This is a genomic window from Nocardia sp. NPDC058499, from assembly GCF_042719915.1.
Lineage (GTDB): Bacteria > Actinomycetota > Actinomycetes > Mycobacteriales > Mycobacteriaceae > Nocardia.
In genome coordinates this window covers 73,237-99,945 of record NZ_JBHXMZ010000006.1, presented here as the reverse complement: position 1 = coordinate 99,945, position 26,709 = coordinate 73,237, and the positions used below count along the sequence as shown (strand labels likewise).

Below are 26,709 nucleotides of genomic sequence, written 5' to 3'. Positions count from 1 at the left end.
GGCGGTCGGGGGACATCGCCGGTAGTCCGGGGCGCCCCCAAGGCCGCGGGGAACCGGATCCAGTGGGCAGGCGTCTTATCGGCACCCTGTGTTGTTGTCGTGTCCCGGCGGCGTCACCGATATCGAGCGCCGAGTTCGCGGCGGTGGTCGGCGGGTGAGCCGTACAGGGACCGGTTGAGGGTGGCGCGTTTGAGGTAGCGGTGGATTCCGCTTTCCCAGGTGTAACCGATCCCGCCGTGCAGCTGCATCGCGGCACCGGCGATCCGGACCGCGGCTTCGCCGGTGAACGATTTCGCCATGCTCACCGCACGGCTGCTGTCCGGGTCGCCGGTGGTCACGGCGGTCAATGCGGTGGTGACCAGTTGCCGGGCGATGGTCGACTCCACCAGCATGTCGGCACAGGCGTGTTTTACCGCTTGGAAGGATCCGATCGGGCGGCCGAACTGTTCGCGGACCCGGGTGTAGCCGACGGTCGCATCCAGCATGGCGGCCGCGAGGCCCAGGCTGTCGCAGGCCACCGCAAGGGCCGCGCGGTCGTAGAGAAGTCGCAGGGGGTGCGGTGCACCGGGCGGGAACGGGACGAACGATTGCGGCGCCAAGGCCACGTCCAGGGCGGTGACCTTGCCGAGTGAGCGGGTTTCGTCGACCACCGGCAGCTCGGTGATCTCCAGTCCCGCGGCACCGGGTTCGACCAGGGCGACACCGAGGGCACCGCCGGGGGCACGGGCAGGAATCAGCAATACCGTGGCCGCGGGCGCGTCGAGGACGAAATCCGCTGTTCCCGACAGCAGGGTCGCCTTACCGGTTTGGACCAATTCGAAGGTGGGTACTATGCCTCCGGTGCCGGCACAAGCCGTTTCGCCGCCGGCCGCCGGCACCGTGTTTCCCGCGAGTACCGCCACGGGGCGCGCAGTTCCCGCGACGGTTTCGCACAGTACGACGTCGCGGCGGGTAGTCGGTTCCAGTGAGCACAGGGTGCCGATACCCGCCGCGGCGACGGCGGGATACGGGGTACGGGCCGCCGCCCGGCCGATCTCTTCCAGCAGGACCGCGGTCTCGGTGAATGTTGCTGCGGTGCCGTCGAATTCTTCCGGCACCTCGAGCCCCGCCCACCCCGCGCGGGCCACCGCGGACCATTCGACCGCCGCCTCGCCGGTCTTGCCGAGCAGCTCCCGCGCCACGGTGCGCAGTTCGTCGTGGAATTCGGCGAAATCGTCGCTCATCATGCTCCCGCCGGTTCCCTGGGTAGCCCCAGCCCGCGTTCACCGATGATCGTGCGCTGGATTTCGCTGCTGCCACCGGGGATCGTCCATTCCCAGGAGCCGACGAAATCCAGGATCCAGGCGCCGGATTCCCAGCCACCCGACATCGGTTTGCGCAGGACGGTCTGGCCCGGCAGCCCACTGATTTCGGCACCGAAATCGGTCATCCGCTGCAGGAGTTCGCTGTAGTACAGCTTGACGATGGAGGCGTCGGCGGGGCCGACGGTGCCGGCGTCGTGGCGTTCGACCAGGTCACGGCACAGGGCGCGGAGGCCGGTCAGCTCGGTTTCCAGCCGGGCCAGCCGGTCGGTCGTCCGGGGATCGTCGAGGGCGGACCGGCCGAGGGCGCCGGATTTCCGGCATTCCTCGACCAACCAGCCGAACCCCGCATTACCGAGGCGTTCCGCGAGTTCCAGCATGGTGAGACCGCGTTCGGCGCCGAGGGTCTGTTGTGCCAGCTGCCAGCCGCGGTTTTCGGCGCCGAGCAGGTTCGCGGCGGGGATCCGCACGTCGTCGAGGAAGATCTCGCAGAAATGCGATTCACCGGTGGCCTGCCGGATGGGCCGGACGTCGACCCCGGGGCTGCGCATATCCATCAGGAAATAAGAGATGCCTTTGCGTTTGGGGGCCTCCGGGTCGGTGCGGGCCAGCAGCAGGCACCAATCGGCGTATTGGGCGCCGCTGGCCCATACCTTCTGGCCGGTGACCAGGTAGTCGTCGCCGTCGCGCCGGGCGGCGGTGCGTAACGCGGCCAGATCGGAGCCCGCGCCCGGTTCGGAGAATCCCTGCACCCAGAGTTCGCCGTCGAGGATCGCGGGCAGATGCCGCTGCCGTTGCTCTGCGGTGCCGCCGGCCAGCAGGGTGGCAGCCGCGTGGTGGATGGCGACGAACGCCAGCACCAGCCGGGGGGCGTCGTGCGCGGCGAGTTCCTGGTACAGGACGATCTGTTCGGGAATCGGCATACCGCCGCCGTATTCGCGGGGCCAGTGCGGGACGGCGTAGCCGGCGGTGCGCAGTTCCTGGAACCAGGTCTGCTGGAAGTCGACGAATTCGGCGTCGGTGGCGCCGGTTTGGGCGGTGCGCCATTCGGTGGGAACGTGCGTGCGGCACCAATCCCGCACGCTGGCACGAAAATCCGCGAGAGCGGTGGAGGTTTCGGCGCCCACGTTATCGCCGCGCCCGTTCGCGCAGGGCCTCGAGGCGCTCCCGGTGTTCCGGGGATTGCATAGTGACCACTTCGGCCGCGAATCCGGCTTGCAGCGGGCCGGCCAGAGCCTGCGAGAGATACATGTTCACCACCCGTTTGGTGCTGCTCAGCGCGTTCTGCGGTTGATTCGCCAGGCGCTCGGCGAGACGGTTCGCGGCCGGGAGCAGATCGTCGGCGGGCACCATCCGGCTGGCCAGCCCGAGTTCCACCGCCGTGGCGGCGTCGATCCGGTCACCGGTGTAGAGGTATTCGCGGGTGCGCAGAATCGGGGTCAGCAGCGGCCAGAACGCGGCGCCGCCGTCGCCGGCCACCAAACCGACCGCCACATGCGGGTCGGCGAGATGGGCGCGGTCGGAGATGAGGACGATATCGGAGAGGATGGCGATACTGGCACCCAACCCGACCGCCGGGCCGTTGACCGCGGCGATCACCGGCAGCGGGCAGCGCAGCAGTTCCTCGATGATCTCCGCGCCTTCGCGGATGCTTTCGTCGCGGGCCACCGGATCGTCGAGGAACGAGGTGATCCAGTCCAGGTCGCCACCGGCGCTGAACGCCCGGCCCGCCCCGGTCAGGATCACCACCCGGGCTTCGGTATCGGCCGCCAGCTGCCGCCACACCTGGGCCAGCGCCCGATGCAGGTCGGCGTTCACCGCGTTCAGCTCGGCCGGCCGGTTGATGGTGACGGTGCGGATCGGTCCGGCACCGGTGACGGTGAGGACCTCCGGCAGGTCGTATCGCATAGGTCTCACACCCCCATCGGGTCGGAGAACAGGCCGGCCAGCCCGCGGCGGCCGATCCGGCCGGTCAACGCCTGCTCGGTGCCGACGGCGGCGAACGGCAGGCGCCGCAACGGAAGACTGTAGCGGGACAGCCAGGACAGCGTGGTCTCATCGCAGAACCCGGCCGCGCCGTGCAGCTGATGCGCCACCCGGAACACGATATCGGCCGCCTCGATCGCGGCCAGGCGTAAGGCGAGGGCATCGTCGAGCGCTTCGGGACGCCCGGATTGGATGCTCCACAGGGCGTACCGGGCGAGCAGGTCGACTCCCCGCCGCTCGACCTCGGCATCGGTGAGCTGGAATTGCACACCCTGGAATTCGGCCAGTGGGCGCCCGAACTGTTCGCGGAGCCGCACATGCGCCCGGGTCAGCTCGAGGGCCCGGTCCAGCATGCCCAGCAGAGTCCAGCACGGAAGTGTCAACGCGAGCGCAAGGTCCGCGGTGCCGTCCCCTGCCACGGGCCGGACGGCCAGCGGGACGACGAACGCCGACTCCCGCGCGGACTGCGCGGTCCCGGACGGGGTCGCCACTCCGCGCCCCCCCGCCATCGATACGGTCGCCCACCGGAGGCCGGTACCCAGCACCGGGCCCGCGGGTTCCGGCCCGGCCACCACGATCAACCCGTCGTAACCCGGCTCGTCCGGCCGCGCCAGCCGCTCCGCCACCGGGTACGGCGCCGCCCAGTACCCGGCGGCCCGGCATACCGCCGCGGCCGCCTCGAGCTCCACCGGGTCACGCCGCGGTGCCAGCTCCCAGACACCGAGTCCGCCGAGCACCGGCTCCACCAGCTCGCCTCGGCTGCTCGGTGCCCGTTCCGCCCGCTGCACGAGTTCATCGCCGCCGGCCGCGCCGAGCGCCCCCACCACTTCGCGACCGAATTCCCTTGCCTCCGCGCGCAATTCTATTTGCAGCTCGTGGTCCGCGCGCGCCGAGGTATGGCTGCGATCCGCGATTGTTGCGCCCCCGGAGCGGGAGTCGCCGGAGGGCATATCTCCTCGACTGGGTGTACTCACGCTGTCCTCCTCCGCCGGACGCGGTATCCCTGCCGGTTGTGGGCAGCTCGCGCGTCCTCCTGCGTTGTCCGCATCCGCTCGGGCCGCGAACGATACTCCGCCCCACCCCGAACCCGGACCCGGTGCCGATTCGATCGCCCGGACCCGGAACCCGGGCCCCGACCGGCCACCGCATCGTGTGCCGCCTGCCTGTCGCAATACCCGCACCCGGCCGCATCGACGGGGCCACCCGTGACCGGGTTCCCACCCGACGCCGCGGGCCGTGATGTTTCCGTTCCCGGGTCGGCGGACCTCATCGCGGGCGCAGCCGGACGAGACTGCGGCGGGCAGTCTTCGGTGCACCGAGGCTGCCCGGCGGCAGAAGCCGGAATGGCTACACGCGTCGACAGCCGGGCCCGGTGGGCCGGCTCCGCGCAGTCTGGCGGCCGCGCCACGGTATCGGTTGCCGCGGCAGGTGAACCACTCACGACCGGGCCTGTCCGGTGACCGGACCGGCGTTGTTCGCCCGACCGGACCGTCCCGCGGCAGTCCCCCTCGCGGGGTCTGCGAGCAGTTCCCGCGCCAGCAGGATGCGCTGCACCTCGATACTGCCGGACGCCACGGTGGCGGCATTCGCGTAGCGCCAGTGATCGTGCACGGCGCGCTGAAACCGCCGACTGTCGTCCGTATCGCCGGGTACGGTCGCGGCCAATTCCACCAGCACTTCGGCGCTTTCCTGGTCGAGCCGGGTCACCGCGATCCGATAGGCCGCCGCATCCCCCGGCGCGACTGTGCCCGAATTCTGCAGCGCGAGCACCTGATAGGCCAGCAACCGAGCCCGGCGGCAGCGCATCAGCATGCGCGCCCAGCGGCCACGCAGCGTCTCCGGGATTCCGTCCCAGTGTTCGCCGAGAACCTCTGGCGCGGCGTGCAGGAGCCGTTCACAGCGGGCGTAGCGGGCGATACCGACCCGTTCGAAGGCCAGCACCTCCTGGACCACCGACCAGCCGTTGTCCACTTCGCCCAGCACGTCGGCCTCGGTCGCCCGGACACCGTCGAAGAACACTTCGTTGAGGTGATGTGGCCCGAGCATTGCGTCGATGGGCCGGACGGTGATTCCCGGATCGGACATCGGCAGCAGGAAAACGGTGAGCCCCTGCTGTTTACGACCTTCGTGGGAGGTCCGGGCCAGCAGGAAACACCATTGCGCCATGGTGGCGTAGGAGGTCCAGATCTTCTGCCCGGAGATGGACCAGCCGTCCCCGTCGCGCCGGGCGGTGGTGCGCAGCGAGGCGAGATCGGAGCCGGCCTCGGGCTCACTGAATCCCTGACACCAGATGACCTCCCCGCGCGCGATCGGCGGAAGATGTTTGCGTTGCTGTTCGGGTGTTCCGTGCCGCATGATGGTCGGCCCGACCCAGTTCACGCCCATATATTGCGCGCCGCGCGGTTCGTGCTGCGCCCACATCTCCTCGCGCACGACGGTCTGCTCCCAGATCGAGGCACCGCGCCCACCGAACTCCTGCGGCCAGGCCAGGCACAGCAGACCGCGTTCGGCCAGCGTGGCACAGAAGCGCTGAGCGACAGCGAGATCCGCGGGATCATCGGTGAAGGCACCCAGATAGCCGGCGGGGACCTCGTCGGCGATCAACCGGCGTAGCTCGCCGCGGAGCTCCCCGGCGGTTGCACCCATCGTGAAGTCCATGGGCGTACATTACGTCAATCCTAACAAGGATTGCAATGTTTACCGGGTTGCGTTAGACCGCTATCGAGCCTCAGCGGCGGCCACCGAGAGACAGAATCCGGCCAATCGCTCGACTTCCTCCGGTGTCGGCTCGGTGTTCGACCACAGATACTCCGACAACTTGCCGACGATTGCGTAGGCCACCAGCCCCGCACAGAGCTCCGGCTCCCCCACCCCGAGACTTTCGAACGGCTCGTACAGCAGGACCGCGAGTCGTTGCGGCGCCGAACCGGCCTGCCCCGACACCAGGTCCACGCCGAGCGCACCGGTCTGACACAACACCGCCCGGGTATCGGCCGCGCTCGCCGGTTCCGCCTGCGCCAGGATCGCCGCCACCCAGCTCCGCACCCGGCGCTCCGGACCCGATTCCTTCGACATCCGATGCGCGACATAGTCCGCGAGCCGTTCCGCCCCGTCCGCCAGCACGGCCGCCATCAGCGCATCCTTCGACCGGAAATGCCGATAGAAGGCGTCGTTGGACAGTCCGGCGGCGGCGACGATATCGGCGACCCGCGGGCGCACATTCGGACCACCCTTCCGCACCTGATCGAGCGCGGCATCGAGGAGCCGGCGGATCTCGCCGGCGTATCCGGCCTCCCGTTCGGCCACCGCCTTCCGGGCAATCCGCCCGACCAGCCCCGACTCCGGAAGAATTGCATTCTTGTCCACAAGAAGGATATTCTCACCGAACGAGAGGAGTCGCAAATGGCATGGGATTTCGAGACCGAACCCGACTTCCAGGCGAAGCTGGACTGGGCCGATACCTTCGTCCGGGACGAGGTCGAACCCCTGGATCTGGTGTGGCCGCATCAACAATTCGTCCCCCTCGCGGGCGCCCGCCGAGCGGCGATAGATCCGCTCAAACAGCGCGTGCGCGAACAAGGCCTGTGGGCGACCCACCTCGGCCCGGAACTGGGCGGTCAGGGGTACGGGCAGCTGAAACTGGCGCTGCTCAACGAGATCCTGGGCCGCAGTCCGTGGGCGCCCATCGTTTTCGGCTGCCAGGCCCCCGATACCGGTAACGCCGAGATCATCGCCCACTACGGCACCGAAACCCAGAAGCAGCGGTACCTGCAGCCGCTGCTCGACGGCGAACTGTTCTCCTGCTATTCGATGACCGAACCGCATGCCGGCGCGGACCCCACCCTGTTCCGCACCCGCGCCGAACGCGACGGCGACGACTGGGTGATCAACGGCCGGAAGTTCTTCTCCTCCAACGCCCGTACCGCATCGTTCCTGATCGTCATGGCGGTGACGAATCCCGACGTCAGCCCCTACAAGGGGATGTCGATGTTCCTGGTGCCCGCCGATACTCCCGGTATCGAGATCGAACGCAATATCGGACTGGCCGGTGAACCGCTGAACGACGGCTCCCACGCCCTCATCCACTACAACAACGTCCGGGTACCCGCCGAATCGCTGCTCGGCGGCGAAGGCCAGGCGTTCGTCATCGCCCAGACCCGGCTCGGCGGCGGCCGGATCCACCACGCCATGCGCACGATCGGACTCGCCCAGAAGGCCGTCGATATGATGTGCGAACGCGCGCTGAGCCGGGAAACCGCGGGCAGCCGGCTCTCGGATAAACAGTTCGTCCAAGGCTATATCGCCGATTCCTACGCCCAGCTGAAACAGTTCCGGCTGCTGGTACTCCACACGGCGTGGGAGATCGACAAGTACAACGACTACAAGAAGGTCCGCAAGGATATCGCCGCGGTGAAGGTCGTGATGCCCGCCGTTCTGCACGATATCGCCTGGCGGGCCATGCAGATCCACGGCGCTCTCGGCACCACCAACGAGATGCCGTTCTTCACCATGATCCACGGCGCCGGGGTGATGGGACTGGCGGACGGGCCCACCGAGGTCCACAAGATGACCGTCGCCAAGCAGGTGCTGCGCGACTACCGGCCCAGCGACGACGACTGGCCGACCGAATGGATACCTCGGCGACTCGCGTCCGCCCGCGCCAAATACGCCGATTACCTGGACAACGAGGCAGACAGCCTATGATCGACTTCACGCCACTGGCGAACTGGATGGACGAATCCGGGCTTCCCGGCAGAGGCGAACCGTTACAGACCCGGTTGCTGTCCGGCGGAACACAGAACGAGATCTACGAGATCACCCGCGGCGAACACCGGTGCGTACTGCGCATTCCGCCCGTGCACGCACCCGCCGACCGGGACAAGGGCATCCTACGGGAATGGCGGATCATCGAGGCCTTGGACGGCACCGATGTACCGCATACTCCTGCGGTGGCCGTATGCACCGATACCGCCGTGCTCGGCCGCACCTTCTACCTGATGGGATTCGTGGACGGCTGGTCGCCGATGGATCATCGCCGGGTCTGGCCGGCGCCCTTCGATACCGACCCCGCCGCCCGCGCCGGACTGGCCTACCAGCTCGCCGAGGGTATCGCCCTGCTGTCCACCGTGGATTGGCGCGACCGGGGCCTGCACGACCTGGGCCGGCCGGACGGCTTCCACGAACGCCAGGTCACCCGGTGGACCGGCTTCTTCGACCGGATCAAGGGCCGCGAACTCGACGGGATGGACACCGCGACCCGCTGGCTGCGCGCACACCGCCCGCTCGACTACCGCCCCGGCCTCATGCACGGCGACTACCAGTTCGCCAATGTCATGTATCGCGACGGCGCACCCGCCCGGCTGGCGGCGATCGTGGACTGGGAGATGGGCACCGTCGGCGATCCGAAACTGGACCTGGCGTGGATGGTGCAGAGCTGGCCCGCCGACACCTCCGTACCGGACGATTCCGGGTATGTGGATATGCGCGATATGCCCTCGCGCGATCAGGTGGTGGCGCATTATGCGGAGGTGTCCGGACGCCAGGTCGATGATCTCGACTACTACCTGGTACTCGCCAAATGGAAACTCGCCATCGTGCTGGAACAGGGTTTCCAGCGCGCGGGCGATGATGTGAAACTGCAATCCTTCGGCCCGATCGTCCCCGAACTCATGCGCTCGGCCGCCGAACTCGCCGAAACAACGGAGTACCGCATATGAGCGATGACGAATTCCTGGTCGAATCCCGCGGTGCGGTCACCGTTCTCACCCTGAACCGGCCGCAGGCTCGTAATGCGCTGAACGGAAACCTCATCGCCGGAATCGGCGCCACCGTGCTCGAGGCCGAGCAGAATCCGGAGATCCGGGCGCTGGTACTCACCGCGGCCGGTGAGAAGGCGTTCTGCTCGGGTATGGATCTGCGAGCCTTTTCCGGCGGCGAGGATGTGGGGTTCAGCGATACCCCGGAAAACCGTGCCTTCCAGCGCCTCACTCGCGGCAAGGTAGAAGTTCCGGTGATCGGCGCCGCCAACGGCACCGCGGTCGGCGGCGGCCTGGAACTCCTACTGGGCTGCGACCTCATCGTTGCCGCCGAAACGGCGAAGTTCGGGCTCCCCGAGACGCAGCGCGGCCTCTTCCCCGGCGGTGGTGGCACCTATATCGCCGAACGCATTCCGCTCGGCATCGCGTTGCAACTCACCCTGACCGGCGAATACATCACCGCCGCCCGCGGCTACGAGATCGGTCTGTTCAATGCGGTGACACCGCCCGACCGGGTACTCGAGACCGCGCTCGGGTTCGCCGGTCGCATTGCCGCCAACGGCCCACTCGGCGTGGCCGCGTGCAAGGAACTCGTTCGGCTGTCGGTCACCGACCAGAGCAGGGCGGACGAGCGGCTGCGGCATTGGCAGAGCGTTGTTTTCGGCAGCGCGGACGCCAAGGAAGGGGCTCTGGCGTTCATGGAGAAACGAGAACCGGTGTGGCAAGGGAAGTGATCGGTGTCCGGGCGGTGGTGTGCCCCGAATACGGCGCACCGGACGTGCTTCGGATCGAGAGCCGGCCCGTGCCCGTACCCGGCGCCGGGCAGGCTCGGGTTCGCGTACGCGCCGCCGCCGTCAACTTCCCGGATGTGCTGCTGATCGCGGGCAAATACCAGGTCGGTGTGCCGACGCCATTCATTCCGGGCAGTGAATTCGCCGGGGAGATCGTCGCATTGGGACCGGATTGCGAGGAATGGACGGTCGGCGACCGCGTCACCGGAACCGGTCTGTACGGCGCCTTCGCCGACCAGATCGTGGTCAGTGCCGCCACGCTCACGCCGGTCCCCGGGGGCGTGGACGATCACACTGCCGCCGCCTTCGGCGTCGCCCACCGCACCGCATACCACGCTCTGCGGTCGGTGGCCCGCGTCCAGGCGGGCGATACCGTGATCGTCCTCGGCGCCGGCGGCGGGGTCGGGCTGGCGGCGGTGCAGCTGGCGGTTTCCCTCGGCGCGGAGGTCGTCGCCGTGGCGTCCTCGGCGGCGAAACTCGCCACCGCCCACTCATACGGCGCACATCATCTGATCGATCATCGCCCCGGCGGACTCCGCGACGCCCTGCGTGCCGCGGTGCCCGACGGCGCCACCGCGGTCCTCGATCCGGTGGGCGGCGTGTTGTCCGAACCCGCTCTCCGTTCACTGGCCCCCGGCGGCCGTTTCGTCACCATCGGCTACGCCTCCGGCACCGTCCCCCGCATACCGCTGAATCTGGTCCTGATCAAGGGAGTGACCATAGCGGGGTTTCAATTCGGGAACATCGCAGCGGACGAGTTCGACCGCAACGAACGAGAACTGACCGAATTACTGACCTCTGGACGGGTGCAGCCGCATATCGGCGGGGTGTTCCCGCTGGAGCGCGCGGCGGCGGCGCTGCGCGAACTCGCCGATGGTTACGCGGTCGGCAAGATAGTACTCGATCCGAGCCTCTGAACTGCTCCTCCGCTTCCTGCGCCATGAGTATCTACGCTCGGAGCTGCCGGTATCCCGCGAATACCGCTGGCCCACTTGCGATTCTACTGAACGGGTCTTGCCACCGGGGGACACTGGACCCAATACTGAGGGTGTACCGAGAGGGGGCCGCCCATCATGCTCGACAATCAGCCGGGGTTTCGGTCAGCCCATGGCACGCGGCAACGGAGTGCGGGCCGGCAGGCGACGGTGGCTCCACGCGGCACGGACGGGCCGGGGACGACGACAGTGCCCGAATCGATGCGGCCGCACGCCGAAGCGCGCACAGCGCCGGCGACTGTGCGGACAGCGGTCTACTTCATGCTGGCCGGCGCCCTGGTCACACTCTTATGGGCCGGGCTCGGTTTCTTCGACAGCCACCTCGCCCAGGATCCGATAGCCCTGCTGTTCAGCGTCCTCTCGGCCATAGCCCAGGCGGGACTGTGGATCTGGATCGCACTGGCCAGTGAAGCGGGCAAGAAATGGGCCCGAATCACCGCAACGGTGTTGTTCGCGCTCGTCGCCGTCCTTTTCATCGCCGGACTCGTTCTGATCGCCCTGCTCACCACCTCGGTTCCGGTCATGGGAATCGATGGGTCTCCCGCGGCACGTATCGCCGCGAACACCGTCCTGGTCGGGCTCGGCCTCGGTGCGGTGATCGCACTATGGCATCCGAACTCGACCGATCATTTCGCTGCGATTGCGCCGGTACGCGGGAACGCGCCTGGTTCGTGGCCGGTAGCCGGCAACCATCCGACGTATCCGTCGCCCGAAACAATTCCGCGGACGGTGCGGAGGGCAGTCCGCCTGATGCAGGCGGGCGCGGCACTCACTGTCCTCATCGCAGTGGTCGGATTCGTCGACGACACCGCTGTGCTGGAAGCCCCCGGCGAACCCGGCACAGGACTCGGCGACTCCGGGAGCAGCCCCGTTTTCCTGGAAGACATAATCGCCACGGTAGCGACAACGGCCATCCAGGCCGGGTTGTGGCTCTGGATCGCCGCGCAGTGCAGGGCAGGTAAGGGCTGGGCGCGGATCAGCGGCACGATCTTCTTCGCCATCAACCTGGTGGCCTTCACCGGACTCACAGCGGTTGCGCTGCTGACCGGTATCGGGCTCTCGGTCACGGTCTCGGTGCTCAATATCGGCATCGTCGGCCTGGGTCTGGCCGCGGTCATCGCACTGTGGCATAGAAATTCTGGCGGCCACTTCTCTCGCGCCAGCACAACCAGATAGCAAGGCCCAGTGGGCTTCGTCTCCGCACCGGACCCTCCACTACGAATTCCGGCTCGCCGCAGGGCCCATATCTGGCCCGGTGCAGACCGATGAATTCGGCTTCATTGTCTCGTCCGAACGAGAGGAAGGCCGCCGGCCTCCCGAACCGGCGGCGCGCACCTCGACCGCCGCCGCGCCCAGCCGGTGCGACGCGAAGGAGCTGATATGGGCAAGGTCACCTGGGGATTCACTTGTTCGATCGACGGATTCATCGCCGGACCCGGGCACGATATGAGCTGGCTCTCCGAAACCGAACCGTCCAGCGCCGGCACCACGGAGCGACTGGCCGCTGAAGTCGGTGTGATCATCTCGGGCCGGGCCGGCTACGACGCGGCGATCGCCCAGCGCGATGAACGCGACGAGTTGACATCCGCGGCATACGGCGGTGCATGGTCGGGAACCGAATTCATCCTCACTCACCGCCCGGAAGAGCTGGCCGATGATCCGTCGGTCGTCGCCATGAACTGCGATATCGGGGAAGCCATCCGCCGCGCCCAGGATATCGCCGGCGACCGGGATATCCAGATCATCAGCGCCGATATCGCCCGCCAGGCACTCGAACACGATCTCATCGACGAGTTGCAGGTTTTCGTCGCCCCGGTCTTCCTCGGCGACGGCACCCGGATCTTCGATGTCCCCGGCGGGCGCCGGATCGACTGGGAACTGGTCGAAATCTACGACCACAGCCCGCGCAGTTTCGGCCGCGCCTACCGCCCGAAAAAGCGCTGATAGTCCACATCGGCCGCCGGCGCGGCAACCGCCCGGAGGACGTGCCCCGCTCAGCGGCGGCCCACACTGGACGGCGCCGAAGGTCGTCGACCCGGCGCCGTCGTATTTGCGGGGATCAGATCAATCCGGCCAGCTGGTCGAGGCGGCGCAGGCTTTCGGGTTCGGGTGGGACACCGAACATAGTGACCTGCAGTGGCCGGTCCGCACGTTCGCGCAGCTCGGTGATCCGGGCCGGTAGGTTGTCGGTGCCGCGGCCGTAGAGAGGCATCCAGCCGTCGCCGAAGTCGAAAACGCGGTCGACGATGGTCGGGCCGGCGCCGCCGACCAGGACCGGCGGATGGGGAGTGCGGACCGTGAACTCGGATACGAGCCTATCGAGGAGGCGCGACCCCAGCAGGCACCGAGGCACGGCGGGCACGGTGGGATCTGGCGAACAGGACAGCGGCGATCGACGCGGGAATGTTCATGAGGAATCCGTACAGGCCGGCCGGAACGGCCATCGTTTCGTTGCCGAGCACTGTGGTCGCGATCGTGATGGCCAGCGCGGCATTGTGCACGCCGATCTCCATTCCGGCGGCCACGGCGTCGGCGGGTTCCACACCGAAGGCCCGGGGCACCAGATAGCCGACGAGCAGGCTGCAGACACACAGAAGCAGGGCGATCAGGCCCAGATCGCCGAAATGATCGGTGACGGTATCGAATTCGGAGAGCAGTGCGGCGGCCACGACGAACACGAGTACACCGGCGGCCGCGATTTTCACCGTGGACTGCCGCCGGCCCGACCAATCCGGGTAGCGCCGGCGCACCCACATACCCACCGCCACCGGAACCAGGACCAGGGCGAAGACCTGAACGAACTTCGCGGGATGGAAGTCGATCGCCGCGCTGTCGTCCAGGAACACCGCATAGGAGACGGCGACCACGAGGGGCAACGTGATCACGGCGAGCACGGAGTTGATCGCCGTCAGCGTGATGTTCAGGGCGACGTTACCGCCGGCTATATGGCTGAACAGGTTCGCCGAGGTGCCGCCGGGCGACGCCACCAGCAGCATCATTCCGACCGCGAGCACCCCGTCCACTCCGAACAGGTGGATCAGGCCGAAACAGATCAGTGGCAGGACGACGAGCTGACAGACCAGCGCGATCACCGCGGTTTTCGGGTACTTGACGACCCTGGTGAAGTCGTCGGTCGTCAAGGTCAGCCCGAGGCCGAACATCACGATCCCGAGCGCGAGCGGCAACGCCACCGCGAAAAGGGTGGAACCCATGGGCGTCCTTCCGACGGCCGAGGCATACCCGCGCCGCGGGCGGCATCGACCTGGGCCTCGCACCGGGAGCGGTACCCGGTGCTGAGGCGATCATCAGTACGGTCGCCTTATATTTTGTCGATAGCCGTCATCGGCGCAAGCCGACGAACCTCGGGGCAGACAGGCGATCACCAGGGGTGCTGTAGCCGCCACCGCGGGGCATTGTTAGAGTCCGCGCTGTACACGTTCTCAGGGCGGGGTGGAACTCCCCACCGGCGGTAATGGCATCCGGGCCGATCCGGAGGCACGAGCCCGCGAGCGCCACCATTCGTGGTGGGTCGAGCAGATTCCGGTGCGATCCCGGAGCCGACGGTCACAGTCCGGATGAAAGAGAACGCGGCAGCGGAGTGCCCGGGCACGGGCCGCTCCTGTTCGCGTTGCCATGCCCTGGGTGACATAGCGAAGAGGAGTAATTATGTCGCCCACCTCGAACCGCATCGCGCTCGTCGCCGCGCGCTGGCACGCCGATATCGTCGATCGCGCGGTGGAGTCCTGCCGGTCCGGGCTCGCCGGGCACGGGTTCACCGAGGTCGATGTGATCGCAGTGCCCGGGGCGTTCGAGATCCCGCTGCGTATCAAACGGCTGGCCGCCACCGGCCGGTACGCCGCGCTCGCCGGCTGCGCCCTGGTGGTCGACGGCGGTATCTACCGGCACGATTTCGTTGCCTCGACCGTGGTGGATGCGCTCATGCGGATCCAGCTCGAGGCCGATGTCCCGGTGTTCTCGGCGGTGCTGACCCCGCATCACTTCCACGAGCACAGCGAGCATCTGACGTACTTCACGCGGCATTTCGAGACCAAGGGCGCGGAGCTGGCCGCTGCCATCGCGGCCACGGTTCAGCTGGATGCCGTCGAAGCCCGCTGAACGGGGCGGGCGAGCCGGGTCGGGGTGAGCCGGCCGCGCAGCGTCACCGATTCGCCGAGCTGCCAGTGCCCGGCTTCGGTGGCCGCTGCCGCGGTGACCGTTTTGGCCGAGGTGAGCAGCAGGGAATCCTGTTTGGCCAGTTCGCAGAGCCGGGCGGCTTCGTTGACGGCATCACCGATCACCGTGAATTCGTAGCGCTGCCGGGCGCCGACATTACCCGCGACGACCCGGCCCTCGGCGATACCGATCGCCGCCTCGAATTCCGTGCCGGCGGTATCGAGCCTGGCGCGGATGGCGCGGCCACATGCCAATGCCGCGCCCGCGGCGTCGGACAGCTGGGCGGGTGTGCCGAACACGGCCAGCGCCGCGTCGCCTTCGAATTTGTTGAGCAGGCCGCCGTGCTTTTCCACCTCGTCCACCACCACGTCGAAGAACCGGTTGAGGATCGCGACCATCTCGGGTGCGGTCAGGGTCGCGGCCATGGTGGTGGAGCCGACGATATCGATGAACAGTGCCGCGGCCTCGACCTCGGCACCACCGAGCACGGGCTTGCCGGCCAGTGCGGCGTTGGCGACCTCGCGCCCGACATGCCTGCCGAACAGGTCCCTGATCTCTTCGCGTTCGCGAAGCCCGCCGACCATATTGTTGAACCCGCTCTGTAGTTCACCCAGTTCGGTGCCGTCGTAGACCGCGAGCGTGAGATCGAATTCGCCCCGCTCCACCTCCCGCATCGCCCGGCGGACACCACTGATCGGGGCGACGGTCGCGGCCAATGTCTGGGTCATCAGCAGGAAGCCGATCACGAGGGCCGCACCGCCGAGCGACAGTACGCATACCGCCAGCCGGGTGATACTCACATCGTCGGTGGTCAGGGCGACCACCGCCACCACCATCAGACCCGCCACCGGCAGACCCGAACCGACCAGCCACATCAACAGCGAGCGCCCGAAGACACCGATTCCGCTGCGGGCGCGCGAGCTTCTCGCCGACAGCACCCGCGAGGTCACCGGACGCAACGCGAACTCGATGATCAGATACGTACTCGCACAGACCACGATCGCGCTGAACGTGATGCCGAACGCCACCTTGGGGATCAACCCGGGGTCGGCGACTCCGGCCAGCAGCGTGAGCACCACCACTCCCCCGAACCACAGCAACGCCTGCATACGCACCAGCCGCCGCGGCACCGCCGCAGCGGCTGCCTGCTGCTCCTCGGTGGGCACGGTCTCGGGTTCGAGTGCCCAGCCCAGTGCGCCCAGCCCCCGGGCGGTCCCCCACCACACACCGATCAGGACGGCGACGGCCGCGTACACCGGAGCCGCGACCGCGTCGATCAGGACCATCTTCTCGGTGAACACGGACGGCCCGGGCAGCACGAAACCGATCAGCGTGATCGATACGAATACACCGGCCAGGTTGGCCAGCACAATCGGCACTGTCAACAGCAGTTGGATACGAAGCCGCCGAATTCCCGCGGCTTCCTCCTCCCGCCCGAGTAGCCGCGACCCCCATGGTGCCGCCGCGAGTGGGTCGTTGCTCCGCGGCATGCTCTGCCCGCCCTTTCCGGATCCACGCGTACCGAGTGCCGGGTAGACCGCTGCACCCGAGTCAGGCATACCACGCCCTCGGCGTCCCTCACGATCTTCCGGCGTAGCGATTCCTTTGCTCGGCGGGACCGGACGGTCGAATGCCGAACAGTTGGCAGATCGGCGCCCCGGAACCCGACCGGGCTCGAGGCGCGTTATGCGGTGGCGCCGTCGAAGTAGGCCGCCGTCAGCTTCTCGCGGTCGGTGACCAATTGCCCGGCCTCGCCGGACAGCACCACCCGGCCGTGGTTGAGCACGATCGCGCGGTCGGATACGGCGAGCGCGAGGTCCACGTGCTGTTCCACCAGCAAGACCGCGATACCTTCCGCGCGGGCCAGTTCGCGGAGCGCGGGCAGGATGCTCTGGACGACCATCGGCGCCAGCCCCAGACTCATCTCGTCGACCATGAGGACTTTCGGACGCGAAACCAGTGCCGCGGCGATGGCCAGCATCTGTTGTTCGCCACCGGACAGGAGCCCGGCCTTGCGCGGGCGCAACTCCGCGAGCGCGGGGAATCGCTCGAGTACCGCCTTTTCCCGGGCCGGGTCGGGTTTCGGTGTGGCGAGACGCAGATGTTCCTGGACCGTCAACGGCGGGAAAAGGCCGCGATCGTCGGGGACCAGGCGCATTCCCCGGCGAGCCGTCCGGTAAGGCCGCCGATGATCGACCGGGGCACCGAGTACCGACGCCCGGCCGCTGATCAGGGGAAGCAGTCCGGCGAGCGCGAGCAGTGTCGTGGTTTTGCCGGCACCGTTCGGGCCGAGCAGGGTCAGCACTTCACCGGCGGATACCGTGAGATCGATCCCCTGCACCGCGGGTATTCCGTTGTATCCGGCGGCGAGTTCGCGGGCGACGAGCACAGCATCAGACATCTGCCTGCTCCTTCGGCGCGCCGAGGTAGGCCGCGACCACGGCCGGATCCACCCGCGCCTCGGCCGGTGTTCCCGAGAAGATGATGCGGCCGAATTCCATAACGTAGATCCGGTCGCATACCCCGAGCACAAGCGATATGTCGTGGTCGATCAGCAGTACACCCGGACCGCGCTCGGCGACGCCGCGGATCCGTTCGGCGAAATCGCCGCTCTCCTGACTGTCGAGCCCCGCGGCGGGTTCGTCCAGCAGCAGGACACGGCAGTCGCCGACCAGGGCCCGCGCGACTCCTGCCAGTTTCTGCTGTCCCAGTGACAGGTCCCGGGCCGCGGTGGCGCCCATATCGTCCAGGCCGACCGCGCGCAGCGCCTCGGTGACGGCGGGGTCGACACGGTTACGGCGCCTCCCGAACAGATCGGTCAGCAGCGTCGTGAAACCACCGGGACGTAGTGCGGCCGTGACATTCTCGACGACGCTGAGATTTCCGAACAGCTCACCCGACTGCCATGTCCGGGCCAGTCCCGCGCGGCGTCTGCGGTGCGGGGCGAGGTGGGTCATTTCGGCTCCGTCGAGGGTTACGGTGCCGGCGGAGCCGGTGAATCCTGTGATCGCGTCGACGAACGAGGTCTTACCGGCGCCGTTGGGTCCGATAAGACCCACGATCTCCCGAGGTTTCACCGTCAGGGAGACATTGTGGTTCGCGACCACTCCCCCGTATCGGACGGTCAGATTCTCCGTCACCAGCCCCGTCCCGGTTCGATCGGTCATGCCCGAACCACCGCCTCTCCGGTTTTCTCCGCGGTCTGCGACCTGTCCGCGCGCCGTACAGGTCTACGGCGGGCCCGCAGCCGATCGGCGGCCCGCCCGGCCTCGCCCGCCATACCGATCGGGTTGAGGATGGCGGTCAGGATCAGCGCGATACCGGAGATCAGCGCGTAGTAGTCGCCGAGTTCGAGCACCTCATGTACCAGCACATAGAGGATTCCGAGTGGTCCGAGGATCCCGGCGATGGCAGCTCCGCTGAAGGAGGTGATACCACCGAGGTAGGCTACGGCGAGCAGCTGCAGCCCCACGAATACCGTGAACGATTCGGCGGACAGCTGACCGGCGCTGTAGCCGATCAGGCATCCGGCCAGGCCGGCGATGAATGCCGAGAGCCCGAACCCGAGCAGCTTCGTCCGCCGCACATCAATACCCACCGACGCGGCGGCACGTTCGTTCGCCCGCACCGCGAGGAATGTACGGCCGGTATCGCCCGAAGCGATCCGGAGGAAAGCCCAGACGACGACAGCGGCCATCGCGAGCACCATCAACGAGAACGGCAGACGGGCGATCTCACTACCCTCGCGGACACCGAGGTTCAGCCCGAACAGAGTCGGGTTCGCGATCGGATTCCCCGAGGCCGGCGTCAGACTGTAGTTGTTGAACACGAACCGCTCGATGGCCAGCGCGGCCGCGATGGTGACAATGGCGAGTTGCGCCCCACGGATCCGGAATGCCGGTAGGGCGACCAGCATCCCGAGGAACGCCGCGACCAGGGCACTGAGCAGCACCGCGAGCACCATCGGCATATTCCAGTCGGTCGTCAGTTTGGACAGGGTGAACCCCGCCGCGCCGGCGAACGCGGTCTGCGCCAGCGAGATCTGCCCCAGGTAACCGGTGACCACCACATACGACAGTGCGAGCAGCATCAGGATCACCGAGTAGGTGAGACCGAAACGGTAGGTGTTCGAGGCCACCGCCAGCAGGACCCCCATGACCACGATCAGGGCGGCCGCCGGAACAGGACGGAACGCCGGAATTCTGACGTCCGGCAACTCGAGCGTCTGCAGTGCGCCGCGGGACGGCAGCCGGCTGCCGAATACGAGCAGGATCACGATGACCACCACGAACGGCACCACCTGATCCAGTCCCGACGCCGCCCACACCGGCCACCACTCCTTGCCGGTGAAAAGGTTCACCAGAGATTGGAAGGCGCCGAGAACCAATGCGGCGACCGCGATCACCCCGACCGATTCCATCCGGGCGACCAGCAGCACCGCCAGCGCCGGCACGACCAGGAGTGTGTAGTTCAGCGGATTGAGTCCGGTCAGGCTCGAGCCGAGCATCACTCCGAGCGTGCCGACCACTGCGGCTCCGACAGTGGCGATCGCCGCCAGCCGGTCCGGGGCGAAGCCGAGCAAGGTGGCGCCGCGTTCGTTCGCCGCCGCCGCGCGCGTCGCCGCGCCTAGCCGGGTGAACCGGAAATATGCCCAGATCAGCACCGATGTGGCCACCATGAGCGCCGCCATGATCAGTTCGGCGGAGGACAGGCGGGTCCCGAACAGGTGCAGCGAACCCGACGGGATCAGTTCGTCGACGGGAATATTGTTCGGCCCGAACCGGATCACCACCAGCGCCTGCATCGTGAGCATCAAGGCGACCGAGACCACCACCTGCGCCAGCGCCGGGGCGTGGCGCACCGGGCGGAAAACCAGATAGTGCGTGATCACCCCGACCGCGACCGCCGACAGCAGTCCGAGCGATATGGCCACCCACATCGCGGGCGGTTCCGGGAAGCGCACGCTGCCGATCGGCAGCACCAGCGTGCCGTCCCGGCCGAGCTGGGCGAAAACATACGCGCCCCACATCGCGGTGGCACCTTGCGCGAAGTTGATGATGCCGGTCGCCCGATAGACGAGCAGCAAGCCGTTCGCGAGGCCGATGTAGACGGCGCCGAGCCCCAGACCGAGCACGACGAACTGCAGATACGTATCCATCGGGGTACTCCGCCGGCGATCAGGGTTGCGGTAAAGCGGCCAGGTCCAGATCGACGTAGCCGGCCTCGTCCACCGGGGCGAGGGTGCCGTCGTCCTGGACCTCGAAGAAGATCGCCTGGGCGTTGCAGGTGGTCGCGATACCGGGCCATTGTTTGCCGTCGCAGGTCACGGTCGGGCCCGCGAACGATTCGAAATCGGTGACCTTCTCGAATGTGGCGGTCACCGACTCTTTCGTGATCTCACCTTCCGGCGCCGCGTTGAGGATATTCGCGATATTCACCAGCGCGGCGAAGGTGTACAGCGAGCGTGACGACAGTTCCTCACCGTGCCCGACTGCCTGCATGGATTTTTCGAAGACGTCGAGCTCTTCCTGGACCTTCGGCGGCGCCGAATCCTTCGCGAGCGGGACCCACAGCCGCGGCTGGGTCACGATACCCGCGCCCTGCGCACCCATCTGCTCGATGAACTGGGAACACGAGCCCGCCAGGATCATGCCCTCGAACCCCTGCCGCCGCAGCGCCGTGAACAGATCCGTGCAGGCATCTTCGGGGAGCGCGATCACACCGGCGACATCCGGTTCGTCCGAGACCTGGGTGGCCGCGATGACATTGAGGTTCGCGCCCGCGGCAGGCGGATACTGCACCTTGATCTCGATGCCGAGATTGTCGGCGATAGGCCTGATCAGGTCGTCCACATACGCATGGCTGGTCGGTGATTCGTTGACCGCCAGCGACGCCGATTTCTTACCCTTCGAATCGAACAGCGTCATACTGCTCAGCGAAGCGAACGATACCGGGCCGGTGAAATAGAAGGCTTTGCCGTAGCCGGCCTGGTCGGCCAGGAAGGACCCGGCCAGGGTGCCGATGATCGGGATATCCGCCGACCCCAGGATCGGGACCGCCGCGCCCATACTCTGGTCCACCGCGTCGATGACCAGCGGAACCTGTTTCGAGACGAACCCGTTCGCGCAGTTGATCGATGTTTCCGGGCTGCCGTCGCCGCTGCACACATCGACCTCGATGGGCCGGCCGTGCACACCACCGAGGACCTCGTTGATGTAGTACTCGGCCGCCTCGATCCCGAACCCGGTCTGCGGATACGCGGTGGCACCTTTCAGCGGCGCCTGCGCGCCGACGACGATCGGGTCGCCGGTGGCTTCGGTCCCACTGAGTCCGGTGTCCCCACCGGAACCACCACATGCCGAAAGAACAAGGACCGCGGCGATTCCCAGCGCGCCCATCGGAAAGAACTTCTTCACGTCTGCCATCCATCATCGACATTGCCGCGTTTCCGATTCCCGGATGTTGCCCAGGGCGTGAACATGTGTACCGGCCGCAGCCGGACCGACCGGATCACGAACCGACGGACACACCGATCCCCTCGGGGAACGACAGCGGAAAACACCTGGCTGCCAAGCCTTTCCGGCCTCAGTAGCCGGGCCCGCAGCGTGACCCACATTACATTAATCCTAGTAAGGATAACAAGGATTGCCGCCTGTTTTCCGATACGCGGGTGCGACCTCACCGATGATCACGCTCGCCGCGCGTAGGGTCGCGCCATGGCGACTGTTGCTCAACACATGATCTCTGCCTTGCAGGTCAGCGGAGTCAGCCGCGTGTACGGGTTGCCCGGTGACAGCTTGAACGGATTCACCGACGCGATACGGCGCTCGGACGGCACTATCACCTGGGAGCACGTCCGGCACGAGGAGGCCGCCGCGTTCGCCGCGACAGCGGATGCCGCGCTCACGGGCCGGCTCGCCGTCTGCGCCGGGAGCTGCGGGCCCGGCAACCTCCACCTCATCAACGGGCTCTACGACGCGCAACGCACCAGGGTTCCGGTGCTGGCCGTCGCCGCGCATATCCCGATCGCCGAGATCGGCTCCGGCTACTTCCAGGAAACCCACCCGGAAGAGTTGTTCCGCGAGTGCAGCGTCTACTGCGAGCTCGTCAGCAACCCGCAATCGGCCCCACGAATCGTGGAGATGGCAATGCGGGCGGCCGTGGAAGAACGCGGCGTCGCCGTCGTGGTGATCCCTGGGGAGGTATTCCAGAGCCGGCTGTCCGACGATCGATGGAGCACCAGGCCGGTACTGCCCTCCCGGTCGGTCCACCGGCCGGACGACACCACACTGCGCCGGGCCGCCGACATCCTGAACACCGGGTCGCGGGTGACGATCCTCGGCGGGGCCGGGACCGCGGGCGCCCACGACGAGGTCATGGAGTTGGCCGCTGCGCTGCAATCCCCGGTCGTGCACGCATTCCGCGGTAAGGAATACCTGGAGTACGACAACCCGTACGACGTGGGAATGACCGGGTTGCTCGGATACGCCTCGGGATACAAGGCGATCAAAGAAGCCGACGTACTGCTGATGCTGGGTACCGATTTCCCGTATACGCAGTTCTATCCGGAAGACGCCGCGGTCATCCAGGTCGATATCCGCGGCAGCCACCTCGGGCGGCGCACTCCGGTCGACGTCGGCATGGTGGGCAGTGTGCGGGACACCGCCGAGGCGCTACTACCGCTGCTCTCCCGGAAAACCGACCGGGCGCACCTGGACCGGTCGCTGCGGCATTATCGGCGCACCCGCAAATCGCTGGACGAACTCGCGGTCGACGATCGGGGCCGCACCCCTATCCGGCCGGAATACGTTGCCGGTGCGGTGAACCGGTCGGCCACCGACGACGCCGTGTTCACCTTCGATGTGGGGTCGCCGACGACCTGGGCGGCGCGCTACCTGACTATGAACGGGCAGCGACGGCTGACCGGTTCGTTCACCCACGGCACGATGGCCTGCGCGCTGCCCCATGCGATCGGTGCGCAGACCGCCTACCCCGGGCGGCAGGTGATCGCCCTCGCCGGGGACGGCGGATTGACGATGCTGTTCGGCGAGCTGCTCACGCTGGTGCAGAACGACCTACCGGTCAAGGTGATCGTGTTCAACAACTCGTCACTGAACTTCGTGGAGCTGGAGATGAAAGCGGCCGGGGTGGTGAACTTCGGTACCGGCCTGGACAATCCCGACTTCGGCGCCGTCGCCCGCGCGATGGGAATATGGGGCCGCCGGGTCGAACAACCGGGCGATCTGGAGCCCGCGATCGCGGAGGCGCTGGCCCACGACGGGCCCGCACTCGTCGATGTCGTCGTGGCACGGCAGGAATTGACGATCCCACCGGCCGTCTCGACGGAGCAGGCCAAGGGCTTCACCCTCTACGCCATCCGCACCATCCTCGCCGGCCGGGGCGACGAACTGCTCGACCTGGTCACCACCAACGTCGCCCGGCGCATCCTCGACTAGGCGACACGCGAACGCAGCGGCAACCGGCCCGAGCCGGCGTATGCCCGGGCCGTGTGCCGGTGTGCCGCCGGGAATTTCTGCCCCGGCGCGCAACAGTGAACCAGCTGTAACCACGACCTCGATCGAACCGATCCGAAGCCGCGATGATCCGCGGGTCAGACCGCCCGGATCAGCGCCTGGCGACCCCGCAGGTCCGCCAGCAGCACCTCGCCGCTATGGAAGGTTTCGAGGTCTTCGTCCGCGCGCTCCGGGATCCCCGCCGCGCCGAGCGCGCAGCGTTTGAACGCCCGGGCGGCGGTGCTCAACCGGTGGTGTGCCGAGGAAACCCGGCAGGTGAGTTCGTCGGGTAGGTCGTCACCCCAGACCGCCAGTTCGGACAGTCCCTTGTCCAGGCAGTCGATGGCCCCTCGGCGGACCCATTCGTTGGTGACGAACACGTCAGGGGCCAGCAGGACGCTCTCCGGCCACGTGGCGTGCACCGGGGACGCGAGGGCGGTGGTCAGGTCCAGGACGGTGGCGCCGAGGATCTCCAGGGGGCGGACGTCGTCGTGTTCGGTGAGGACGGCGACCACTTCCCAGCCGCCCATCATCCGGTCGAAGATGAAACCGCCCGCGTACTGGACCGCGTCGACGGTATTCGGTGCGACGATCGCGAGCCGGTGCCGCAGGGGGTGGCGGCGGGCGTGCGCGCGGACGAGATCGACCGGATGTAGGCCCGCGCGGACGCCGCACTCGGTGCCGACGAGGCAATCGACCTGCTCATCCCGTGGACCGATCACCGGGTACTCCGTTCGATAAACCAACTGCTGAAACAGTAGGGTCGAACACGCCTCTGTGATGTGGATCTCACCGAAATATCCAGTGTGCTATACATCACAAACCGAGGTCTTTGGCAATGATAACTTTCATGACCTCGCTGGTACCCGCGTAGATGCGGGCCACGCGGGCATCGGTGTAGAGCCGGGCGATCGGATACTCCATCATGTAGCCGTAGCCGCCGAACAATTGCAGGCAGCGGTCCACGATGCGGGCCTGCGTTTCGGTGGCGAACAGTTTCACCCGGGCGGCGTCCGCGCCCGAGAGCTGCCGGTCCACCAGATCCAGCACCGCCCGGTCCACCATGGTCTGCGCGGCCTCGACCTCTGCGGACATGGCGGCGAGCTCGAATTTGGTGTTCTGGAACGACGCCACAGGAGTCCCGAAAGCCTTGCGTTCGCGCACATATTCGATGGTCGCGGCCACCGCGGCCCGGGCCTGCGCCACCGACCCAACGGCCACCGTCATCCGTTCCTGCGGCAGATTGTGGCCCAGATAGCCGAAGGCGACGCCTTCCTCCCCCAGCCGGTTGGCCACCGGCACCCGTACATCGGTGAACGACAACTCCACCGTGTCCTGGACCTTGCAGCCCATCTTGTCCAGTACCCGGCCGCGTTCGAAGCCGGGCATCCCGTTTTCGACGACGAGCAGGGTGAGCCCGGCGCGCCGGTTCGCGGGGTCGGTAGCGGTCCGCGCGACCACGATCACCAGATCGGCGAGCAGTCCGCCGGTGATGAAGGTTTTCGCACCGTTGAGGATGTAGTGGTCGCCGTCGCGGACCGCGGTGGTGCGGATACCGGCCAGGTCGGAGCCGGTGCCGGGTTCGGTCATGGCGATGGCGGTGAGCAGGCTGCCGTCGGCCAGGCCGGGGAACCAGCGGGCCCGCTGATCGCGGTCGGCATATTCGAGGAAATACGGCAGGATCACATCCAGCTGGGTGCGAACCGTACCGAGAGTGACCAGCGCCCGCTGCGCCTCCTCCTGCAGCACCACGTTGTACCGGTAGTCCCGGGTGCCCATACCGCCGTATTCCTCGGGGAGGGCCGTGCCGAGCAATCCGAGTCCGCCGAGCCGTCGGAACACCTCACGCGGCATCTGCCCCTGTTTCTCCCAGGCGGGATAATTCGGGACGACTTCCTTTTCGATGAACTCCCGCGCGAGGTCCCGGAAGGCCTCGTGGTCGGGACTGAACAGATCGCGACGCATATTCTTCCTAAGTAATCAGTTCCACGACGGTGGCGTTGGCCGTACCGCCGCCCTCACACATGGTTTGCAGGCCGTAGCGAATCCCGTTGTCGCGCATGTGATGCAGCATCCGGGTCATCAGCACGGCACCGGAGGCGCCGAGCGGATGGCCGAGTGCGATCGCGCCGCCGAGCGGATTGACGAGGTCGGGGTCGGCCCCCGTTTCGGCGAGCCAGGCCAGCGGAACGGGGGCGAATGCCTCGTTCACTTCGAACGCCCCGATATCGGCGAGTGCCAGGCCGGACTTGCGCAGCACCTTCTCGGTGGCCGGAATCGGGCCGGTGAGCATGAGTACCGGGTCGGCACCGGCCACCGCGCCGGCACGATAGCGGGCAAGTGGGCGCAGACCCAGCTGGGTCGCCAGATCGGCCGTGGTGATCAGCAGGGCGGCGGCGCCGTCGGAGATCTGCGAGGAGTTACCGGCGTGGATGACACCGTCGTCCTGAAACGCCGGCTGCAGGTTCGCCAGTTTCTCCGCGCTGGTGCCGCGCCGGATCCCTTCATCGGCGCTGACCACACCGCCCTCGGTGAATTCGCCGGCCGCAGCTGTGACCTCGACGATCTGCTCGTCGAACGCGCCACGATCCTGAGCCGCGGCGGCCAGTTCATGTGACCGCGCCGAGTATTCGTCGACAACAGTGCGGCCGAATCCCCATTTCGCGGAGATCAGTTCGGCGGATATGCCTTGGTTGAAGGAGAAATCGTCGTACCGCGACAGCACGGCCGGGCCGTACGGCTGACCCGTGGCCCGCGCGGCGCCGAGCGGGACCCGGCTCATCACCTCGACGCCCCCGGCCACGACCACATCCTGCTGCCCCGACATCACCGCCTGCGCGGCGAAGTCCAGCGCCTGCTGACTCGACCCGCACGCCCGGTTCACCGTCGTCCCCGGGATGGATTCCGGCCACCCCGCCGCCAGGACGGCGTACCGGCCGATATTGCTCGACTGATCACCGACCTGGGAGACACAACCCCACACGACATCGTCGATGAGCTGCGGACTCACCCCGGTCCGCACGACCAACTCCCGCAACACCACCGCGGACAGGTCCGCGGCATGCATCGCGGACAATCCGCCCTTCCGTTTGCCGACCGGTGTACGCACCGCACCGGCGATCACTACTTCCCGCATCTACCCACTCCGTTCCGAGACGTCCCTGCCGTCGCTGTCATACCCTGCGCGCCGGCGA

The 26,709-nt window shown here is 67.4% G+C and carries 24 protein-coding genes and 1 riboswitch; of the genes, 8 read left to right on the top strand and 16 right to left on the bottom strand.

The window, feature by feature from the left end; genetic code table 11:
- Positions 1-113 precede the first annotated feature (113 nt).
- The 6 genes from ACFWPH_RS19465 to ACFWPH_RS19440 all read right to left on the bottom strand — a co-directional run bounded on the left by ACFWPH_RS19465 (position 114) and on the right by ACFWPH_RS19440 (position 6,653).
- On the bottom strand, positions 114-1,226 hold the full coding sequence (locus tag ACFWPH_RS19465; RefSeq protein ID WP_378752871.1) for an acyl-CoA dehydrogenase family protein: 1,113 nt from the start codon (positions 1,224-1,226) through the stop codon (positions 114-116).
- Entirely contained in the window at positions 1,223-2,428 is a 1,206-nt protein-coding gene (locus tag ACFWPH_RS19460) for an acyl-CoA dehydrogenase family protein (protein ID WP_378752869.1), read from the bottom strand. Before ACFWPH_RS19460 ends, ACFWPH_RS19465 begins: the two co-directional genes overlap by 4 nt.
- Position 2,429: 1 nt before the next feature.
- Positions 2,430-3,209 carry an enoyl-CoA hydratase/isomerase family protein gene (locus tag ACFWPH_RS19455; protein ID WP_378752867.1) on the bottom strand — a complete coding sequence of 260 codons (780 nt, stop codon included), beginning with the start codon at positions 3,207-3,209 and terminating at the stop codon, positions 2,430-2,432.
- Positions 3,210-3,214: 5 nt separating this feature from the next.
- Positions 3,215-4,159, bottom strand: a complete 945-nt coding sequence (locus ACFWPH_RS19450; protein ID WP_378753522.1) for an acyl-CoA dehydrogenase family protein — start codon at positions 4,157-4,159, stop codon at positions 3,215-3,217.
- 565 nt (positions 4,160-4,724) lie between these two features.
- A complete protein-coding gene (locus ACFWPH_RS19445) occupies positions 4,725-5,945 on the bottom strand; it encodes an acyl-CoA dehydrogenase family protein (protein ID WP_378752865.1) in 1,221 nt (406 codons plus the stop codon).
- 60 nt (positions 5,946-6,005) lie between these two features.
- Positions 6,006-6,653: a TetR/AcrR family transcriptional regulator gene (locus ACFWPH_RS19440; RefSeq protein WP_378752863.1), complete on the bottom strand. Its 648-nt coding sequence runs from the start codon at positions 6,651-6,653 to the stop codon at positions 6,006-6,008.
- 36 nt (positions 6,654-6,689) lie between these two features.
- On the opposite strand from ACFWPH_RS19440, the gene ACFWPH_RS19435 reads away from it, so the two are divergent.
- The 6 genes from ACFWPH_RS19435 to ACFWPH_RS19410 all read left to right on the top strand — a co-directional run bounded on the left by ACFWPH_RS19435 (position 6,690) and on the right by ACFWPH_RS19410 (position 12,773).
- Positions 6,690-7,991 (top strand): acyl-CoA dehydrogenase family protein, encoded by a 1,302-nt coding sequence (locus ACFWPH_RS19435; RefSeq protein ID WP_378752861.1) that lies wholly within the window; start codon positions 6,690-6,692, stop codon positions 7,989-7,991.
- Positions 7,988-9,004: a phosphotransferase family protein gene (locus tag ACFWPH_RS19430; protein WP_378752859.1), complete on the top strand. Its 1,017-nt coding sequence runs from the start codon at positions 7,988-7,990 to the stop codon at positions 9,002-9,004. The genes ACFWPH_RS19435 and ACFWPH_RS19430 overlap by 4 nt, the downstream gene beginning before the upstream one ends.
- Positions 9,001-9,777, top strand: a complete 777-nt coding sequence (locus tag ACFWPH_RS19425) for an enoyl-CoA hydratase-related protein (protein ID WP_378752857.1) — start codon at positions 9,001-9,003, stop codon at positions 9,775-9,777. Before ACFWPH_RS19430 ends, ACFWPH_RS19425 begins: the two co-directional genes overlap by 4 nt.
- The gene (locus ACFWPH_RS19420) at positions 9,762-10,751 is read left to right on the top strand and encodes an NADPH:quinone oxidoreductase family protein (protein ID WP_378752855.1); all 990 of its coding nucleotides are present in this window, start codon (positions 9,762-9,764) and stop codon (positions 10,749-10,751) included. Before ACFWPH_RS19425 ends, ACFWPH_RS19420 begins: the two co-directional genes overlap by 16 nt.
- 267 nt (positions 10,752-11,018) lie before the next feature.
- Positions 11,019-12,005, top strand: a complete 987-nt coding sequence (locus ACFWPH_RS19415) for a hypothetical protein (protein WP_378752853.1) — start codon at positions 11,019-11,021, stop codon at positions 12,003-12,005.
- 204 nt (positions 12,006-12,209) lie between these two features.
- Entirely contained in the window at positions 12,210-12,773 is a 564-nt protein-coding gene (locus ACFWPH_RS19410; RefSeq protein WP_378752851.1) for a dihydrofolate reductase family protein, read from the top strand.
- Between the two features lie 115 nt (positions 12,774-12,888).
- Here the strand turns inward: ACFWPH_RS19410 and ACFWPH_RS19405 are convergent, their stop codons facing one another.
- Both ACFWPH_RS19405 and ACFWPH_RS19400 read right to left on the bottom strand, forming a co-directional pair.
- Positions 12,889-13,182, bottom strand: coding sequence for a hypothetical protein (locus tag ACFWPH_RS19405; protein ID WP_378752849.1), 294 nt, complete (start codon positions 13,180-13,182; stop codon positions 12,889-12,891).
- Positions 13,145-14,041 (bottom strand): bile acid:sodium symporter family protein, encoded by an 897-nt coding sequence (locus ACFWPH_RS19400; RefSeq protein WP_378752847.1) that lies wholly within the window; start codon positions 14,039-14,041, stop codon positions 13,145-13,147. The genes ACFWPH_RS19405 and ACFWPH_RS19400 overlap by 38 nt, the downstream gene beginning before the upstream one ends.
- A 220-nt stretch (positions 14,042-14,261) precedes the next feature.
- Positions 14,262-14,420: riboswitch (FMN riboswitch) on the top strand.
- A gap of 75 nt (positions 14,421-14,495) precedes the next feature.
- Here ACFWPH_RS19400 and ACFWPH_RS19395 point away from each other — a divergent pair.
- Positions 14,496-14,945, top strand: coding sequence for a 6,7-dimethyl-8-ribityllumazine synthase (locus tag ACFWPH_RS19395; protein WP_378752845.1), 450 nt, complete (start codon positions 14,496-14,498; stop codon positions 14,943-14,945).
- Here ACFWPH_RS19395 and ACFWPH_RS19390 read toward each other — a convergent pair.
- From ACFWPH_RS19390 to ACFWPH_RS19370, 5 genes are all read right to left on the bottom strand, one after another.
- Positions 14,918-16,381 carry an adenylate/guanylate cyclase domain-containing protein gene (locus ACFWPH_RS19390; RefSeq protein WP_378753520.1) on the bottom strand — a complete coding sequence of 488 codons (1,464 nt, stop codon included), beginning with the start codon at positions 16,379-16,381 and terminating at the stop codon, positions 14,918-14,920. The genes ACFWPH_RS19395 and ACFWPH_RS19390 overlap by 28 nt on opposite strands.
- Before the next feature lie 305 nt (positions 16,382-16,686).
- On the bottom strand, positions 16,687-17,403 hold the full coding sequence (locus ACFWPH_RS19385) for an ABC transporter ATP-binding protein (RefSeq protein WP_378752844.1): 717 nt from the start codon (positions 17,401-17,403) through the stop codon (positions 16,687-16,689).
- The gene (locus tag ACFWPH_RS19380) at positions 17,396-18,169 is read right to left on the bottom strand and encodes an ABC transporter ATP-binding protein (protein ID WP_378752843.1); all 774 of its coding nucleotides are present in this window, start codon (positions 18,167-18,169) and stop codon (positions 17,396-17,398) included. Before ACFWPH_RS19380 ends, ACFWPH_RS19385 begins: the two co-directional genes overlap by 8 nt.
- The gene (locus tag ACFWPH_RS19375; protein ID WP_378752841.1) at positions 18,166-20,160 is read right to left on the bottom strand and encodes an ABC transporter permease; all 1,995 of its coding nucleotides are present in this window, start codon (positions 20,158-20,160) and stop codon (positions 18,166-18,168) included. The genes ACFWPH_RS19380 and ACFWPH_RS19375 overlap by 4 nt, the downstream gene beginning before the upstream one ends.
- Positions 20,161-20,179: 19 nt before the next feature.
- On the bottom strand, positions 20,180-21,427 hold the full coding sequence (locus ACFWPH_RS19370) for an ABC transporter substrate-binding protein (protein ID WP_378752839.1): 1,248 nt from the start codon (positions 21,425-21,427) through the stop codon (positions 20,180-20,182).
- Between the two features lie 291 nt (positions 21,428-21,718).
- Here ACFWPH_RS19370 and poxB point away from each other — a divergent pair, with 291 nt between their 5' ends.
- Positions 21,719-23,458 (top strand): ubiquinone-dependent pyruvate dehydrogenase, encoded by a 1,740-nt coding sequence (gene poxB, locus ACFWPH_RS19365; RefSeq protein WP_378752837.1) that lies wholly within the window; start codon positions 21,719-21,721, stop codon positions 23,456-23,458.
- Positions 23,459-23,613: 155 nt separating this feature from the next.
- Here poxB and ACFWPH_RS19360 read toward each other — a convergent pair whose 3' ends face one another.
- The 3 genes from ACFWPH_RS19360 to ACFWPH_RS19350 form a co-directional block, all read right to left on the bottom strand.
- Positions 23,614-24,237 (bottom strand): hypothetical protein, encoded by a 624-nt coding sequence (locus ACFWPH_RS19360; protein WP_378752836.1) that lies wholly within the window; start codon positions 24,235-24,237, stop codon positions 23,614-23,616.
- A 94-nt stretch (positions 24,238-24,331) separates the two neighbouring features.
- Positions 24,332-25,480: an acyl-CoA dehydrogenase family protein gene (locus tag ACFWPH_RS19355; RefSeq protein ID WP_378752834.1), complete on the bottom strand. Its 1,149-nt coding sequence runs from the start codon at positions 25,478-25,480 to the stop codon at positions 24,332-24,334.
- 7 nt (positions 25,481-25,487) lie between these two features.
- A complete protein-coding gene (locus ACFWPH_RS19350; protein WP_378752832.1) occupies positions 25,488-26,651 on the bottom strand; it encodes a thiolase family protein in 1,164 nt (387 codons plus the stop codon).
- Between the last annotated feature and the right edge of the window lie 58 nt (positions 26,652-26,709).